The organism is Spirillospora sp. NPDC047279 (genome assembly GCF_040643285.1).
In the GTDB taxonomy this organism is placed as follows: Bacteria; Actinomycetota; Actinomycetes; order Streptosporangiales; family Streptosporangiaceae; genus Spirillospora.
The window spans coordinates 39,749-54,564 of the sequence record NZ_JBEYUA010000017.1 but is presented as its reverse complement, the minus strand read 5'-3'; the positions used below and the strand labels follow the sequence as shown (position 1 = coordinate 54,564).

General features: G+C 72.1%; 14 protein-coding genes. 6 read left to right on the top strand and 8 right to left on the bottom strand.

Features of this window, described 5'->3' with window-relative positions; translation table 11 throughout:
* Window positions 1–2: 2 nt before the first annotated feature.
* The 3 genes from ABZ810_RS35865 to ABZ810_RS35855 all read left to right on the top strand — a co-directional run bounded on the left by ABZ810_RS35865 (window position 3) and on the right by ABZ810_RS35855 (window position 1,723).
* Window positions 3–587, top strand: a complete 585-nt coding sequence (locus ABZ810_RS35865) for an ATP-dependent Clp protease proteolytic subunit (protein WP_358411185.1) — start codon at window positions 3–5, stop codon at window positions 585–587.
* Window positions 584–1,183, top strand: a complete 600-nt coding sequence (locus tag ABZ810_RS35860; RefSeq protein ID WP_358410891.1) for an ATP-dependent Clp protease proteolytic subunit — start codon at window positions 584–586, stop codon at window positions 1,181–1,183. Before ABZ810_RS35865 ends, ABZ810_RS35860 begins: the two co-directional genes overlap by 4 nt.
* 195 nt (window positions 1,184–1,378) lie before the next feature.
* Window positions 1,379–1,723: an RNA polymerase-binding protein RbpA gene (locus tag ABZ810_RS35855; RefSeq protein WP_151560963.1), complete on the top strand. Its 345-nt coding sequence runs from the start codon at window positions 1,379–1,381 to the stop codon at window positions 1,721–1,723.
* A gap of 122 nt (window positions 1,724–1,845) precedes the next feature.
* Here ABZ810_RS35855 and ABZ810_RS35850 read toward each other — a convergent pair whose 3' ends face one another.
* The 8 genes from ABZ810_RS35850 to ABZ810_RS35815 all read right to left on the bottom strand — a co-directional run bounded on the left by ABZ810_RS35850 (window position 1,846) and on the right by ABZ810_RS35815 (window position 10,850).
* A complete protein-coding gene (locus ABZ810_RS35850) occupies window positions 1,846–2,364 on the bottom strand; it encodes an FxsA family protein (protein ID WP_358410889.1) in 519 nt (172 codons plus the stop codon).
* Window positions 2,365–2,474: 110 nt separating this feature from the next.
* The gene (locus ABZ810_RS35845; protein WP_358410887.1) at window positions 2,475–3,221 is read right to left on the bottom strand and encodes a polyprenol monophosphomannose synthase; all 747 of its coding nucleotides are present in this window, start codon (window positions 3,219–3,221) and stop codon (window positions 2,475–2,477) included.
* A 5-nt stretch (window positions 3,222–3,226) separates the two neighbouring features.
* Window positions 3,227–4,906 carry an apolipoprotein N-acyltransferase gene (gene lnt, locus ABZ810_RS35840; RefSeq protein ID WP_358410885.1) on the bottom strand — a complete coding sequence of 560 codons (1,680 nt, stop codon included), beginning with the start codon at window positions 4,904–4,906 and terminating at the stop codon, window positions 3,227–3,229.
* A gap of 469 nt (window positions 4,907–5,375) precedes the next feature.
* Window positions 5,376–5,795: a hotdog fold domain-containing protein gene (locus ABZ810_RS35835; protein WP_358410883.1), complete on the bottom strand. Its 420-nt coding sequence runs from the start codon at window positions 5,793–5,795 to the stop codon at window positions 5,376–5,378.
* Window positions 5,792–6,712 carry an OAM dimerization domain-containing protein gene (locus ABZ810_RS35830; RefSeq protein WP_358410881.1) on the bottom strand — a complete coding sequence of 307 codons (921 nt, stop codon included), beginning with the start codon at window positions 6,710–6,712 and terminating at the stop codon, window positions 5,792–5,794. Before ABZ810_RS35830 ends, ABZ810_RS35835 begins: the two co-directional genes overlap by 4 nt.
* The gene (locus ABZ810_RS35825; RefSeq protein WP_358410879.1) at window positions 6,709–8,316 is read right to left on the bottom strand and encodes a lysine 5,6-aminomutase subunit alpha; all 1,608 of its coding nucleotides are present in this window, start codon (window positions 8,314–8,316) and stop codon (window positions 6,709–6,711) included. Before ABZ810_RS35825 ends, ABZ810_RS35830 begins: the two co-directional genes overlap by 4 nt.
* A gap of 98 nt (window positions 8,317–8,414) precedes the next feature.
* Window positions 8,415–9,746, bottom strand: coding sequence for a DUF2252 domain-containing protein (locus ABZ810_RS35820; RefSeq protein WP_358410877.1), 1,332 nt, complete (start codon window positions 9,744–9,746; stop codon window positions 8,415–8,417).
* Between the two features lie 57 nt (window positions 9,747–9,803).
* Window positions 9,804–10,850, bottom strand: a complete 1,047-nt coding sequence (locus ABZ810_RS35815; RefSeq protein ID WP_358410875.1) for an L-erythro-3,5-diaminohexanoate dehydrogenase — start codon at window positions 10,848–10,850, stop codon at window positions 9,804–9,806.
* A 142-nt stretch (window positions 10,851–10,992) separates the two neighbouring features.
* On the opposite strand from ABZ810_RS35815, the gene ABZ810_RS35810 reads away from it, so the two are divergent.
* The 3 genes from ABZ810_RS35810 to ABZ810_RS35800 all read left to right on the top strand — a co-directional run bounded on the left by ABZ810_RS35810 (window position 10,993) and on the right by ABZ810_RS35800 (window position 14,768).
* Window positions 10,993–12,378, top strand: coding sequence for a lysine 2,3-aminomutase (locus ABZ810_RS35810; protein ID WP_358410873.1), 1,386 nt, complete (start codon window positions 10,993–10,995; stop codon window positions 12,376–12,378).
* Window positions 12,379–12,438: 60 nt separating this feature from the next.
* Entirely contained in the window at window positions 12,439–13,626 is a 1,188-nt protein-coding gene (locus tag ABZ810_RS35805; protein WP_358410871.1) for a cytochrome P450, read from the top strand.
* A 62-nt stretch (window positions 13,627–13,688) separates the two neighbouring features.
* Window positions 13,689–14,768 carry a DUF3616 domain-containing protein gene (locus ABZ810_RS35800; RefSeq protein WP_358410869.1) on the top strand — a complete coding sequence of 360 codons (1,080 nt, stop codon included), beginning with the start codon at window positions 13,689–13,691 and terminating at the stop codon, window positions 14,766–14,768.
* Window positions 14,769–14,816: the final 48 nt, after the last annotated feature.

Sequence of the window (14,816 nt, the reverse complement as noted above, 5' to 3'; positions counted from 1 at the left end):
GGATGCGCGCCACGGTGGCCGAGGCGCCGATGCTGGCGCAGGCGGCGCTGTACGAACGGCTGCTCGCCGAGCGGATCGTCTTCGTCGGCCAGGAGATCGACGACCAGCTCGCCAACCGGGTGTGCGGGCAGCTGCTCCTGCTGTCGGCGCAGGACGGGCGGCGCGACATCACGCTCTACATCAACTCCCCCGGCGGCGTGGTGGACGCCGGGATGGCCATCTACGACATGATGCAGTTCGTCCCCAACGACGTCTCCACCGTCGCGCTGGGCATGGCCGCCTCGATGGGGCAGACGCTGCTGTGCGCGGGCGCCGCGGGCAAGCGGTACGCGCTGCGGCACGCGCGGGTCATGATGCACCAGCCGCACGGCGGGATCGGCGGCACCGCGTCCGACATCAAGATCCAGGCCGAGCAGTCGCTCTACCTCAAGCGCACCCTGGCCGAGCGCACCGCCTTCCACACCGGGCAGACGCTGGAGCGCATCGAGGCCGACTCCGACCGCGACCGCTGGTTCACCGCCGAGCAGGCCCGCGAGTACGGCATGGTCGACCACGTCGTCGACAGCACCGAGCGGGTGGGCTCATGAGCGAGGGACGCTACGTGCTGCCGTCGTTCGTCGAGCGCACCTCGTACGGGATCAAGGAGATGAACCCGTACAACAAGCTGTTCGAGGACCGGATCATCTTCCTCGGCACGCCCGTCGACGACACCGCGGCCAACGACGTCACCGCGCAGATGCTGGCGCTGGAGAGCATGGACCCCGACCGGCCCATCAGCCTCTACATCAACTCCCCCGGCGGCTCCCTGACCGCCATGCTGGCCGTGCACGACACCATGTGCTACATCCGCCCGGAGATCGAGACCACCTGCGTCGGGCAGGCCAGCTCCGCGGCGGCGATCCTGCTGGCGGCGGGCACCAAGGGACGGCGCGCCGCGCTGGTCAACTCGCGGATCCTGCTGCAGCAGCCCGCCACCGACGTGCAGCGCGGCCAGTCCAGCGACATGGAGATCCAGGCCCGCGAGATCATCCGGATGCGGGAGCGCATGGAGGAGATCCTGGCCGAGGCCACAGGAAGGCAGCTGGACGAGGTCGCCCGCGACATCGACCGCGACCGTTTCCTCACCGCCGCCGAGGCGCGCGAGTACGGCCTGATCGACGACGTGCTCACCACCCGCAAGTAGGCCGGCGAGACGTCGGCCCGGGCCCCTTAAACGACGTGCGCGCTTTTCGCAAGACCTGCGGCGGCTGAAAGTTTCTCCCGCCGGGCTCAGGTAGGCCGAAACTACAGGGTTGGATTGGCGCCGAGGCGGGAATCTTGCCTTGGTATTCAGCGTTGGGGAGTACAACACAGCAAGCCGCCTGGGAGGCACGTGACGATGGCCGAGCGCGCACTTCGCGGCACCCGACTCGGAGCGACGAGCTACGAGAACGATCGCAACACCGATCTGGCCCCTCGCCAAGAGGTGGACTACACCTGCACGAAGGGCCACCGGTTCACCGTGACGCTCGCAGCCGAGGCCGAGGTGCCGATGACCTGGGAATGCCGTAACTGCGGGGCGACCGCCCTGCGGGTCGACGGCGAACTGCCGCAAGCCAAGAAGGGCAAGCCGCCGCGCACCCACTGGGACATGCTCATGGAGCGCAGGACCCTGGAGGACCTGGAGGAGGTCCTCGCCGAGCGGCTGGCGATCCTGCGAGCGGGACGTCGCAAGACCGCCTGATCCGACACCGGCCGAGCCCGCGTCATCTCCGGATGACGCGGGCTCGGTCATGTCCGGGCACGGGCACGGCCGTCAGCTCGAGGCGGGAGACCCTCCGTGGCCCAAGGCGGCCCCGGGCGCGGTCAGGCGGGCTTGTCGTCGTCGTTGAGGACCTCGCCCCGCACCACCGGGCCGTGCGGCTCCGACGGGCGGTCGCCGCGGCCCATCGGGTCGCCGAACGGGTCGAAGGCGCCGGCGCCGGGCGGGAACATCGGCCCCACCCGGGTCTGGGCGATCTTGACGCGGCGCGCCGCCCAGGCGGTCAGCAGCCGCCGTACCGCAGGCCGGGTGAACGGCAGCACGAACATGAACCCGAAGATGTCGGTGACGAACCCCGGCGTCAGCAGCAGCACACCGCCGACCAGCACGAGCGCGGCGTCGGCCAGCTCGCGGTCGGGCACCTGGCCGCGGCCGAAGGTCTCCTGGAGGGCACGCCAGGCGCGCCTGCCCTCGCGGCGCACGATCCAGCCGCCCAGCAGGCTCTCGACGATCAGCAGCAGCACCGTCCACCAGGCGCCGATCACCTGCCCCACCTGGATGATCACGTAGATCTCCAGGATCGGCATCACCAGGAAGGCCAGGACCAACACGAACGCCAGCATCGTTCCATCTTCGCGTAGAAGGGTTCGTCTCTGTCCCTGTCAACGCCGGAGGGCACGCGATCGTTTCCCCGGCGAGGGCCTCTCCGCGCAGGGCGGAACCGGCCGCGCGGTCAGCGGCGCGAGCGCAGCTTGGCCGTGCGGGCCTCCACGCCCCACCGGGTGATCCGCAACATCGCCTCGGCCATGATGTCGCGGCTCATCTTGCTGTTGCCGTGGGCGCGCTCGACGAACGTGATCGGCACCTCGACGACCTTGAGGCCCTGCCGCAGCGCGCGCAGCGCCAGGTCGATCTGGAAGCAGTAGCCGCGCGAGTCGACCCCGTCCAGGCCGATCTTCTGCAGGGTCGCGGCGCGGAAGGCCCGGTAGCCGCCGGTCGCGTCGTGCAGCGGCACGCCCAGCATGAGCCGGGTGTAGGTGTTGGCGCCGCGCGACAGCGCCTCGCGGCTCTTGGGCCAGTTGACCACCTTGCCGCCCGGTACCCAGCGGGCGCCGATCACCAGGTCGGCGCCGACGAGCGCGGTCAGCAGCTTGGGCAGCTCCTCGGGCTGGTGGGAGCCGTCGGCGTCCATCTCGACCATGACGTCGTAGCCGTGCTCCATCGCCCACCGGAACCCGGCGATGTAGGCGGGGCCGAGCCCCTCCTTGCCAGTGCGGTGCAGCACCTTGATCTGCTCGTCGGTCTCGGCGAGGGCGTCGGCGAGCTCACCGGTGCCGTCGGGGCTGGCGTCGTCGACCACGAGCAGGTCCACCGTCGGCGCCGCGTCGCGCACCCGGCCGAGGATGCTCTTGATGTTGTCCCGCTCGTTGTAGGTCGGGATGATCACGAGCACCCGGCCGAGCTCGGCTGGGATCTCCATCGGTGCTACTTCCCCTCGTTCTTCCTGCGGGTGGTCCGCACGGCGAAGCCGGCCGCCCCGACGGCCAGCAGCGCCAGGGCCCACTCGGGCCGGGCGCCGACCCGGTCGGCCATGGTGCGCTCGGTGCGCGCCGGGACGCTCGCCACCTGGATGTCGGGTGTGAACTCGCCGGACTGGTCGATCATCTTCCCGTCCGGCGCCACGATCGCGCTGATGCCGCTCGTCGCCGCTACCAAGATCGTACGGCCATGCTCCACCGCCCGCAGCCGCGACATCGCGATCTGCTGCGGCGGCAGGCTGGTCTTGCCGTAGGTGGCGTTGTTGGTCTGCACGACCAGGAGCCGGCCAGCGGCGACGTCGCGGACCTCCCGGTCGTAGGCGACCTCGAAGCAGATCACGTCGCCGATGGTGACCGGGCCGAGCCGCATGACGCCCGAGCGGGTGCCCCGGGCGAAGTCGCGCGGGATGCGCTCGAACCGCGTGATCAGCTTGGTGAGCACGCCGCGGAACGGCAGGTACTCGCCGAACGGGACGGGGTGCCGCTTGACGTAGTAGTCGCCGGGGCCGCTGCGGGGGTCCCACACGATGCCGCGGTTCTCCACGTGCTCGCCGTCGGGGGTGTCGACCAGGGCGCCGACCAGGACGGGGACGCCGATGTCGCGGACGGCGGCGTCGATCGCGGTGTAGGCCTCGGGCTCGGCGTAGGGGTCCAGGTCGCTGGCGTTCTCCGGCCACACCACCAGCTCGGGGCGGGCGACCTTGCCCTCGCGGACCTGCCGGGCCAGGTTGTGGGTCTGCCGCACGTGGTTGTTGAGGACGGCCTTGCGCTGGCCCAGGAAGTCCAGGCCCAGGCGCGGCACGTTGCCCTGGACGACCGCGACGGTGACCGGCCGGCCCTCGGCCGGGGTCGGGACGGCCAGGCCTCCCCCGACGACCGCGGCGCCGGCCGCCAGCGCGAGGGCGACGGGGGCGGCGGCGGGCTTGAAGGGGCCGTCGCGGTGCGCCAGGACGGTCACCACCGCGTAGGCGAGCAGGCCGCCCAGGAGCGCGGTGAGGAAGGTGACCAGCGGCGCGCCGCCCAGCGAGGCGTAGGGGGTGAGCGGGGTGGCGGTCTGGCTGAACGCCAGGCGCGCCCAGGGGAACCCGCCGAACGGCACGTTGCCGCGCAGCAGCTCTTCGGCGACCCACAGGGCGGCGGTCCACACCGGCCAGCCGCGCAGCCGGGTCACCAGGGCGACGCCGGCGCCGAGCGGGATGAAGTAGAGGGCCTGGACGAGGCTCAGGATGATCCAGGCGTCCGGGCCGATCGCCGCGATGCCGGTGAGGACGGGCAGGAAGAACGCGGCGCCGCCGACGAACCCGAGCCACGCCGCGGTGCGGGCGCTCAGGCCGCGCAGGGCCAGGGTGAACAGGGCGACGCCGGCGGGGGCCAGCGGCCACAGGTCGGCCGGCGGGAACGCCAGGTACATGATCAGGCCCGCGGCGGCCACGAGGAGGGTGCGGGGCCATCCGGCCCGCCCGCTGGTCCGCAGGAACGCTCTCAGGCGCGCGGCGCGTCCGCGGGCGGCGGCTTGAGCGGGGGCGTCGGCGGCGGCTCCGGGACCGCCGGAGCCGGCGGCATCGCCGGACGCCGCGACCGGTTCGTCGGCCGGCGTCCGGTCCGGGAGGGTTTCCTGCGCCACCATGGCTCCTTGTCCAACAACACCACTGGCGGGAACGCTACCGTCCGGGCGGGCCCGGCACGACCTCGGAGGGGGAGGCGGCGGGGTCCGGGCACGGAAGAGGGCCCGTGACATCCATCGGGCCGGAGTCGTCCCACAGGCGGTGAGAACGATGATGCTCCGTTTTCTACTGGATGTCCGGGCCCTTTCCGGGTCCAAGCCCCCGCCCGATCGGGCGGCTCCGCCGTGACGCGGCTTCCGGTCACCCGCACCTGGCTCGAACGGGAGTGGGAGCGAATCAACACTCGTGCCCGTCGTGGCGCGATGTCCGGTGGCGCCTCGGGCGGCCGATCGGTGAGTCCCGTGCTGGACTGCTGCCAAACTACCGGCTTCCGCCCCCTTGTCAACCGCCTCACGTTCTGCGGGGACCCCTTGTTTCACAAGGTGAAAACCATGATCGGACGTGGTCGGTAAATCACCGTGGTCACAGGGGTCACAACTGTGGCGGCACCGGTTCGGGCACCACGACGGTGCCGGTCGCGGTGACCACGATGATCGGTTCGGTGAGCACCTCGGCGGCCGACTCGCCCTTGTCGGGCCGGCCCCGGCAGACCACCCGCGCCTCGAACTCCAGGGTGCGGCTGCGCCGCCCGACCCGGGTCACGGTGGCGGTGGCCTCCACGACGTCCCCGGCACGCAGCGGCGCGTGGAACCGGACGTCGGAGTAGGAGGCGAACAGGCCCTCGTCGCCGTCGGAGCGGATGCACACCTCGGTGGCGACGTCGCCGAACAGCCCGAGGACGTAGGCGCCGTCGACGAGATGCCCGGCGTAGTGGGCGTGGGCGTAGGGCACGTAGCGGCGGTGGGTGACGCTCAGCCCTTCGAAGCTCGAGCCGTCGAACGGATCGGTCACCGGTCGGTCTCCCTGGGCAGCAGGACGTGGGCGAGGAAGCTGGCCACCTCGGCGGGCGTGGTGCCCTTGCCGAAGATCCGGTCGACGCCGAGATCTCCGGCGGCGACGGTGTCGAAGCGGGGCCCGCCGACGACCAGCAGCGGCCGGCCCATCCCGGCGGCGACCGCGGTCGGGTACTCGGCGTGGAAGGCGGCGGCCATCTGCTTGGTGTTGTGCAGGTGGGCGTTGCGCTGCGTCACGACCTGGGAGACCAGCACCGCGTCGGCGTTCTCGGCCTTGGCGCGTTCGACCAGCTCGGCGACGGTGACCTGGGCGCCCATGTTGACCACCTGGATCTCGCGGTAGTACTCCAGGCCCTTCTCCCCCGCGAACCCCTTGACGTTGAGGATCGCGTCGATGCCGACGGTGTGCGCGTCGGTGCCGATGCAGGCGCCGACCACCACCAGCCGGCGGCCCAGCGCCTCGCGGATGGCCAGGTTGACCTCCTTGGCCGTCAGCAGCGGGTATTCGCGGCCCTCGGGCACCGGAATGCCCGCGTAGTCGATCAGGTGGCCGACGCGCCCGTAGACGATGAAGAAGGTGAAGTCGGGGCCCATCGGCTTGGCGTGCACGACGCTGGCCGGCTCCAGGCCCATCTTCCCGGCCAGCTGGAGCGCCGCCGCCTCGGCGCGCTTGCCCGCCGGGACGGGCAGGGTGAACGACATCTGCACCATGCCGTCGCCGGTGGTGTCGCCGTAGGGCCGGATGATCTGCCGGGTGTCGGCGGGCTCGGCGGGCGCCCGGGTCTCGGTGCCCGTCCCGAGCCCGGCACCAAGCCCGGCACCAGGCCCGGCACCAGGCCCGGCACCGAGGCCCGCACCGGCCCCCGCGTCGAGGCCGGCGCCGCCGTCGGGCGAGTGGTCTCCGGAGATGGTCATGCCGGCACCTCCTCGCTGTCGTGGGCGCCGTGGTGGGCGTGCGGATCCTCGCCGTCGAGGATGTCGATCGCGGGGTTGAAGTACCCGCCGGCGCGTTCGGCCACTCCGTCCAGGCCCTTGCCGCGGTCGGCGGGGCGGCGGGTGATGCCGAACGTGCCCTCCCCGATCGCGGCGAGCAGCCCGTCGTCGCAGATCCGGTCGAGCAGGTCGACCGACTCCGACAACACCTGCCGGGCCCGCTCGGCGACGAACCCGCCGGGCCGGGGCATGAAGTCGTCGGCGAGGTCGCCGCAGGCGTCCCGGACGTAGCGCACGTTCTCCAGGGCCAGGTCGCGGTCCGACAACCAGGGGGTGTGGATGCCCTCGGTCATCATGCCGATCAGGATGATCGACTGCCCGGTCATCACCCCGGCCAGGTTGAAGAAGGCGTCCAGCAGGTAGCCGGCGAAGATGTTGCCGCTCATGTGCTTGGTGGGCGGCATGTACTTCAGCGGCGCGTCGGGGAAGAGCTCGCGCACCAGCTGGGCGTGTGCGAGCTCCAGCCGGAACGACTGCGGGATCGCCGGGTTGATCTCGAACGCGTGCCCGAGCCCCAGCAGCCCGTCGGTCAGCCCCGCCTCGTGCGCGAACCGCTCGTTCAGCAGCTGGCTGACGATCACCGTGTGCGCGGCGTCGACCGCGTCGGCGGTGGTGAGGTAGTTGTCCTCGCCGGTGTTGATCACGATCCCCGCCCGCGCGTGGATCTGCCGGGAGAACCGCTGGTCGATGAACGTGCGGCGGGGGTTGATGTCGCGGAAGATGATCCCGTACATGCAGTCGTTGAGCATCATGTCCAGGCGTTCCAGCCCGGCCAGCGTCGCGATCTCGGGCATGCACAGCCCGGACGCGTAGTTGGTCAGCCGGACGTAGCGGCCCAGCTCGCGCGACACGTCGTCCAGCGCCGCCCGCATCAGCCGGAAGTTCTCCTGGGTGGCGTAGGTGCCCGCGTAGCCCTCGCGGGTGGCTCCCTCGGGCACGAAGTCCAGCAGCGACTGCCCCGTCGACCGGATGACCGCCACCACGTCGGCGCCCTCCCGCGCGGCGGCCTGGGCCTGCGGGATGTCCTCGTAGATGTCGCCGGTGGCCACGATCAGGTAGATCCACGGCTGCTTCGGGTCGCCGACCTCGGCCAGCACCCGCTCGCGTTCGGCGCGGCGCCGGTCGATGGCGGTGATCCCGATCCGGGCGGCGCGGCGGGCGGCCTCCCGCGCGGCCGCCGCGTCGCCGCCGCCGGGCAGCCGGAAGGAGACCCGTCCCCGGGCCGCGGCCTCGGCCAGCTCGGCCAGCGACCCGTGCGGGCCCTCGGCCAGCGCGTCCCACACCGGCAGCGCCACGCCGTGCTCCAGGCCCACCTGGTCGCGGACGGCGTCGGCGAGGTGGTTGACCCACGGGCGGCCCTCGTCGTCGGCGCCCCGGAGCCCTGCCAGGCGCAGCAGGGCCCGCTCCACCGAGACGGTCGTGTGCGTGCGCGCCATCTGCATGATCGGCTCGGCCGCGCGGGCGGCCAGGCGTCTCGCCCGGGCGACCACCGCCGGGTCCAGGTCGAGTTTGCGTTGCGGCGTCATTGCCGACCCCCTCGAACAATCGTCCGTGCTGGCGGGATTCCTACGGAAGATCCTCCGGCAAACCGGCCCCAATCCGCAAGAACCTCTTCCGCACGACGTTACAGGCCGGGGATCTGGCCGTTCCTGAAGGCGTCGACGAAGAGCCGGTGGTCGTCGCGGACGACGGAGGCGTACTCCATGCCGAAGGCGACCATGGCCGCAACGAACACCTTCTCGTCGTCGCCGATCGCCGCGGTGATCGCGTTCTCGACCTGGAAGCCGACCAGGGTGTGGTCGGAGTCGCTGTCGGAGACGCAGTGGATCTTGGCGGTGGCGCGGCCGAGGTCGTCCAGGACCGAGAGCATCTCCTCGGGCTCGGTCAGCGACGTCCAGTCCAGGTCCTCCTCGTAGGGGGACAGCTCCTGGACGACGTAGCCGACGCCGTCGATCTCGGTGTGGCCGAGCCAGGGGTCGGTGTTGGCCTGCAGGGCGCGGCGGGAGACCGCGGTGCGGTGGCCGTGGTGCTGGAAGTAGTCACGGATGCGCGGGTCGTCGACCACGCGGCTGGGGGCGGCGACGTTGCCCTGCTTCATCGACAGGACGACGTCGTTCTCCAGGGCCTGGCTGTTGCCCTCGACGAGGATGTTGTACGCCGACAGGCCCGCCGACCCGATGCCGAAGCCCGAGGCGCCCACGATGTCCTTGACCTGGTAGGTGATGGGGCGCAGGCGCTTGTCGCGCGGGATGGTCGCCAGGTAGGCCTCGTAGGCGCGCTCGACCTTGGCGCGCTCGGCGTCGTCGAGGCGGCGCACCCCCGGCCGGCTGCGGAAGCGCCGCTCGTGCCGCTCGACCAGCGTCATCTCGCCGAGCAGCTCGATGCGGGTGTTGGCCAGGGCGGCGACCAGGACCGCGCGGATGTAGCCGTCGGTGTTGTCGAGGGTCAGCGCGAACTCGTCGTCGCCGTCGTGCTCGGCGAAGTCGCGGACCTGGTCGACGTAGGCGTGCACGTAGGTCTCGATGAGCCGCCGGATGTCGGAGTCGGAGATGGCCTTGCTCCAGGCCAGCAGGGCCAGGCTGGCCACCAGCCGCTTGACGTCCCAGGTGAAGTGCCCGACGTAGGCCTCGTCGAAGTCGTTGACGTCGAAGATGAAGATGCCGTCGTCGTTCATGTACGTGCCAAAGTTCTGCGCGTGCAGGTCGCCCTGGATCCAGACCCGGGCCGTGCGCTCGTCGGCCCACGGGTCCTCGTCGTCGACGATGTCGGCGTAGAACAGGCAGGCGCTGCCGCGGTAGAAGGCGAACGGGTCGGAGGCCATCTTGCGGAAACGGCGGCGGAACTCGGCCGGGCTGCGCTCCATGAGATCGGAGAAGGCGTCGACCAGGACCTCGACGATCTGGGCCTGACGTTCCTTGGGGTCACGCTCGCGCAGTGACCGGGTGATGCTCGCCATCGCAGTGCTCCTCGAGGATGATCCGGGGGTCCCCCGCCGCGGCCGGGGCCGACCCGGTCATTCTCGCGCTTTCCCCCCTTCCCGGGCGGTGAACAGCGCACGAACCGCGGGTTCCGATCGCAGCAGGTCCAACGCAAGATCGACGTGCCCGGGCACGTATCCGTTCCCCACCAGCATCGTGACGTCGGCCGCCAGCCCCTCGGCGCCCAGCGCCGCCGCGGCGAACGAGGTGGCCATGGAGAAGAAGACCACCGTGCCGCCCGGCGCGGTGCCCAGGATCGCGCCGTGCTCGCAGCCCGGCACGTCCACGCACACCACGGTCACGTCCGCGGGCTCCCCCAGCGCCGCGGCGACCGCGACCGGGTCGCGGGCGTCGGCGAGCACGACCTCGTCGGCCAGCCCGGAGTCCGCCAGGCGGCGCCGCTCCGCCTCGGTCGGGACGAGCCCGATCGTGCGGGCGGCACCGGCGCGGCGGGCCGCCGCCAGCGACAGCGAGCCGCTCTTGCCGGCCGCGCCCAGCACCGCCACCACGGGTCCGCCGGGCCCCTCGTACCGGCGGACCACGCGGTGGGTCAGGGCGGGCGCGCCGCACACGTCCAGCACCGACAGCGCCAGCGGCACGGGCAGGTCGGCGGGCAGCACGGCGGCGATGGAACGGGCGAACAGGATGGCGTGGCCCTCGGCCGGGACCTGCTCGGACCGCCCGTCCCAGCGCGCCAGCCCGTCGGTGATCTCCAGCGGGGTGAGCGTCAGCGAGACCAGGGTGGCGACCCGGTCCCCCGCCTTCAGCCCGAGCGGCGAGCGCGGGCCGGCCTCGTCGACGACGCCGACGAGCATCCCGCCCGAGCCGGTGACCGGGTTCTGCATCTTGCCGCGCGCGGCGATGATCTCCAGCACTGCGGCGCGGATCGCGGCGGGATCGCCGTCGTGCGCGGTGTGCAGCTGGCGGTACGAGGCCGCGTCCAGGTTGAGGCGCTCCACCCTGATCCGCACCTCGTCCGGCCGGATGCGCGGATCGGTGTCGAGCCGGGCGGCCGCCTGGGGCAGCACGCCGGGCGGCTCCAGCACCCGGTGCAGCCCCACCGGAGAGCTTGTTGCGTCCATATTCCTGCCCGCCTAGGCTTTCCTGTCCGAATTTGGCTTCCCCGGAGGATGTCCCGGGCACCACTGGTATATACGGAATTCTTCCCGTAACGTCCGTCTCAGGCAACATATCGTTAAGAACGTACGCGCGAAGGGGTCAACGATGACCACTGCCCTGCGTCCGGAGCCCGCCGCGGCAGGCACGGCCGGACCCTCGCAACAGCCCTACGCCTACGCCCGGCGGCCCCTGGAAGAGCCCGACTGGACCCGCTTCCCCGGCTGGCGTGAGGTCACGGCCGCCGAGTGGGAGTCCGCGCAGTGGCAGCGCGCGCACTGCGTCAAGAACGTGCGGCAGCTGCGCGCGCTGATGGGCGATCTCCTGGACGAGGGCTTCTACGCCGACCTGGAGCGCGACCAGGCCGAACGCGCGACGATGTCGATGCTGGTCACGCCGCAGATGCTCAACACGATGGACGTGAGCTCGACCGAGGCGTTCTACGCCGACCCGGTACGGCGCTACATGATCCCGGTGTTCGGCGACCGCCGCACCGACTGGCCCTCGCACCCCTACGCCGCCCGCGACTCGCTGCACGAGGCCGAGATGTGGGCGGTCGAGGGCCTCACCCACCGCTACCCCACCAAGGTGCTGGCCGAGCTGCTCCCCACCTGCCCGCAGTACTGCGGGCACTGCACCCGCATGGACCTGGTCGGCACCTCGACCCCCGCGGTCAACAAGCACAAGTTCACCATCAAGGCGCCCGACCGGCACGGCGCCATGCTCGACTACCTGCGCCGCACCCCCGGCGTGCGCGACGTGGTCGTCTCCGGCGGCGACGTGGCCAACCTGCCCTGGCCTCGCCTGGAGACGTTCGTCGACGCCCTCCTGGACATCGACAACGTCCGCGACATCCGGCTGGCCACCAAGGCCCTGATGGGGCTGCCGCAACACTGGCTGCAGGACGAGGTGCGCGCCGGGATGGAACGCCTGGCCACCAAGGCGCACGGGCGGGGCGTGCAGATAGCCGTCCACACGCACGTGAACGCGGCGCAGTCGGTCACCCCGCTCGTCGCCCGCGCCGCCAGGGCGATGCTGGAGACCGGCATCCGCGACGTGCGCAACCAGGGGGTGCTGCTGCGCGGCGTCAACACCACCCCCGATCAGCTGCTCGACCTGTCGTTCGCACTCCTCGACGAGGCCGGCATCCTGCCCTACTACCTCTACATGTGCGACATGATCCCCTACAGCGAGCACTGGCGGGTCGCGGTGTGGGAGGCCCAGGAGCTCCAGCACGCGATCATGGGCTACCTGCCGGGCTTCGCCACCCCGCGCATCGTCTGCGACGTGCCCTACGTCGGCAAGCGCTGGGTGCACCAGCTCACCGACTACGACCGCGAACGCGGCATCTCCTACTGGACCAAGAACTACCGCACCGCCCTGGAGGCCGCCGACCCCGAGGCGCTGGCCCGCCGCTACGAGTACTACGACCCGATCCACACCCTGCCCGAGGCCGGCCGCCAGTGGTGGCAGGAGCGCCCGACGGCCGCCTGACCTGGCGGGCCGCACGGCCTGCCGGGCCGTCCACCCGTATCGCTGACTACCCTCACAGAGGTGACATACCGGTCAGAGAGCTTCCCCGTCGGCGCCGAGGCCACGGTCGGGGAACTGGAGAACGACCCGCACCCCCTCCTCGCCCGCCTGCGCGAGCACGAACCGGTGTCCTGGCTGCCCGCGTTCGGCGGGTGGCTGGTCACCGCGCACGCCCCGGCCCTGCGGGTCATGCGCAACGCCGCCGCGTTCACCGTCGACGACCCGCGCTTCTCCACCGCGCAGGTCGTCGGCCCCAGCATGTTGTCGCTGGACGGGCGGACGCACACCCGCCACCGCGAGCCGTTCGCCCGCCCGTTCCGGCCCGCGCGGACCCGCGCCCGGTTCACCGCGTTCGTCGAGGCCGAGGTGGACCGCCTGGTCGGCGGCATGGCGCCGGCCGGCCGCGCCGAGCTGCGCGCCGACCTCGCCGGCCCGCTCGCCGTCGCGGTCGTGGCCGAGGCGCTCGGCCTGGAGGGCGTGGACGCGGCCACCGTGCGCTCCTGGTACGAGACGTTCGTGACCGCGGTGTCCGACATCACCGCCGGGCGACCCGGCCAGGCCGGCGACGCCTACGAGCGGCTCGGCGCGGCCGTGCGCGACGCGATCTCCGTGCCCGGCTCGGACTCGCTGCTGGCCGAGGCCGCGCACCAGGAGGAGGGGCTGAGCGCCGACGAGGTGGTCTCCAACGCGGCGGTGCTGATGTTCGGCGGCATCGACACCACCGAGGGCATGATCTCCAACGCCGCCCTGCACCTTCTCGCCCACCCCGGGCAGCTGGACCTCGTGCGCGCGGACCCCGCGCTGCTGGGCGGGGCGATCGAGGAGTCGCTGCGGTTCGAGCCCGCCGCCTCGGTCGTCGACCGGTACGCCACCGAGGACGTCGAGATCGCCGGCGCCCGGATCGCCAAGGGCGAGCTGGTACGGGTCTCGATCGCGGGCGCCAACCGCGACCCGGCGGTCTTCGCCGACCCCGACGCGTTCGACGTGCGGCGCGCCAACGCCGGTGACCACCTGGCCTTCGCGCACGGGCCGCACTTCTGTTTCGGCGCCCATCTGGCCCGGCTGGAGACGGCCGTGGCGCTCCGTGCGCTGCTGGACCGGCTGCCGGGGCTGCGGCTGGTCGCCGGTGCCGATGTGGCGCCGCGGGGGCTGGTGTTCCGTAAGCCGCCGTCACTGCCGGTGATCTGGGAGCCCGCCTTTACAAAGTAGATCACATTTGGCCTGCAGCGATAGGGGAGCCTTCGCCCCAGGTTGTGTGGGAACATCTGCGCATGATCGTGGAACGCCGGGTCGAGCTGCGCTTCGGGCACGCGAGCGTCGAGGCCGAGACGCACACCAATCTCTCCGCCGTCCGCCAGGACGGCTCCTGCCTGTGGGTGGCGGGCGACGAGACCGCCACCATCGAGCGGCTCACCGCGGCCACCGACGCGGCGGGGCGCGTCACCGCCTACGAGGGGCACCGCACCGTCTCGCTCGCCGACCTGGTCACCCTCCCGGCCGGTCCCGACGAGGAGGCCGACATCGAGGGCCTGGCCCGCGCCAACGGCTGGTTGTGGGCGATCGGCTCGCACAGCCTCAAGCGCAAGAAGATCAAAGAGGGCCAGTCCGACGCCAAGAGCCGCAAGCGGCTCGGCACGGTGGTGCGCGAGGAGAACCGCTACATCCTCGCCCGGCTCCCGCTGGTGACCGGCGCCGACGGCCTGCCCGACGTGGTGCGCGGCGACGGCGAGCACACCGCCGCCGTCCTCGGCGGCCACGGCGACTCCATCACCGACCTGCTCGCCGACGACCCGCACCTCGCGCCGTTCCTGCCGATCCCCAGCAAGGACAACGGCATCGACATCGAGGGCATCGCCGTCCAGGGCGACCGCGTCTACATCGGCTTCCGCGGCCCGGTGCTGCGCGGCTGGGCGGTGCTCCTGGAGATCCACCCCGAGACCCACCCCGACGACCCGGGCCGGCTGCGGCTGCGCCCGCTCGGCGAGGGCGGCGCCCGCTACCGCACGCACTTCCTCGACCTCGGCGGCCTGGGCATCCGCGACCTGTGCCCGCACGGCGACGACCTGCTGATCCTCACCGGCCCCACCATGGACCTGGACGGGCCGGTGCAGGTGGTGCGCTGGCCGGGCGCGGCCAAGGTCCAGGCGCCCGACATCGTTCCCGCCGCCGAGTTGGAGCTCGTCGGGGAACTGCCGTACGGCGCCGGCGACGACCACGCCGAGGGCATCGCCGTGCTGGACGAGCCCGACGCCGTCGGCCCCCGGCTGCTGGTCGTCTACGACAGCCCGTCGCAGGAACGGCAGACGCCCGGCGGCGGCATCCTCGCCGACGTCGTGTCCTTCGAGAAGTGAGGCCCGGCCCGCTCGGCAGGTGACGGGCACCACCACCCCCGAATAAGT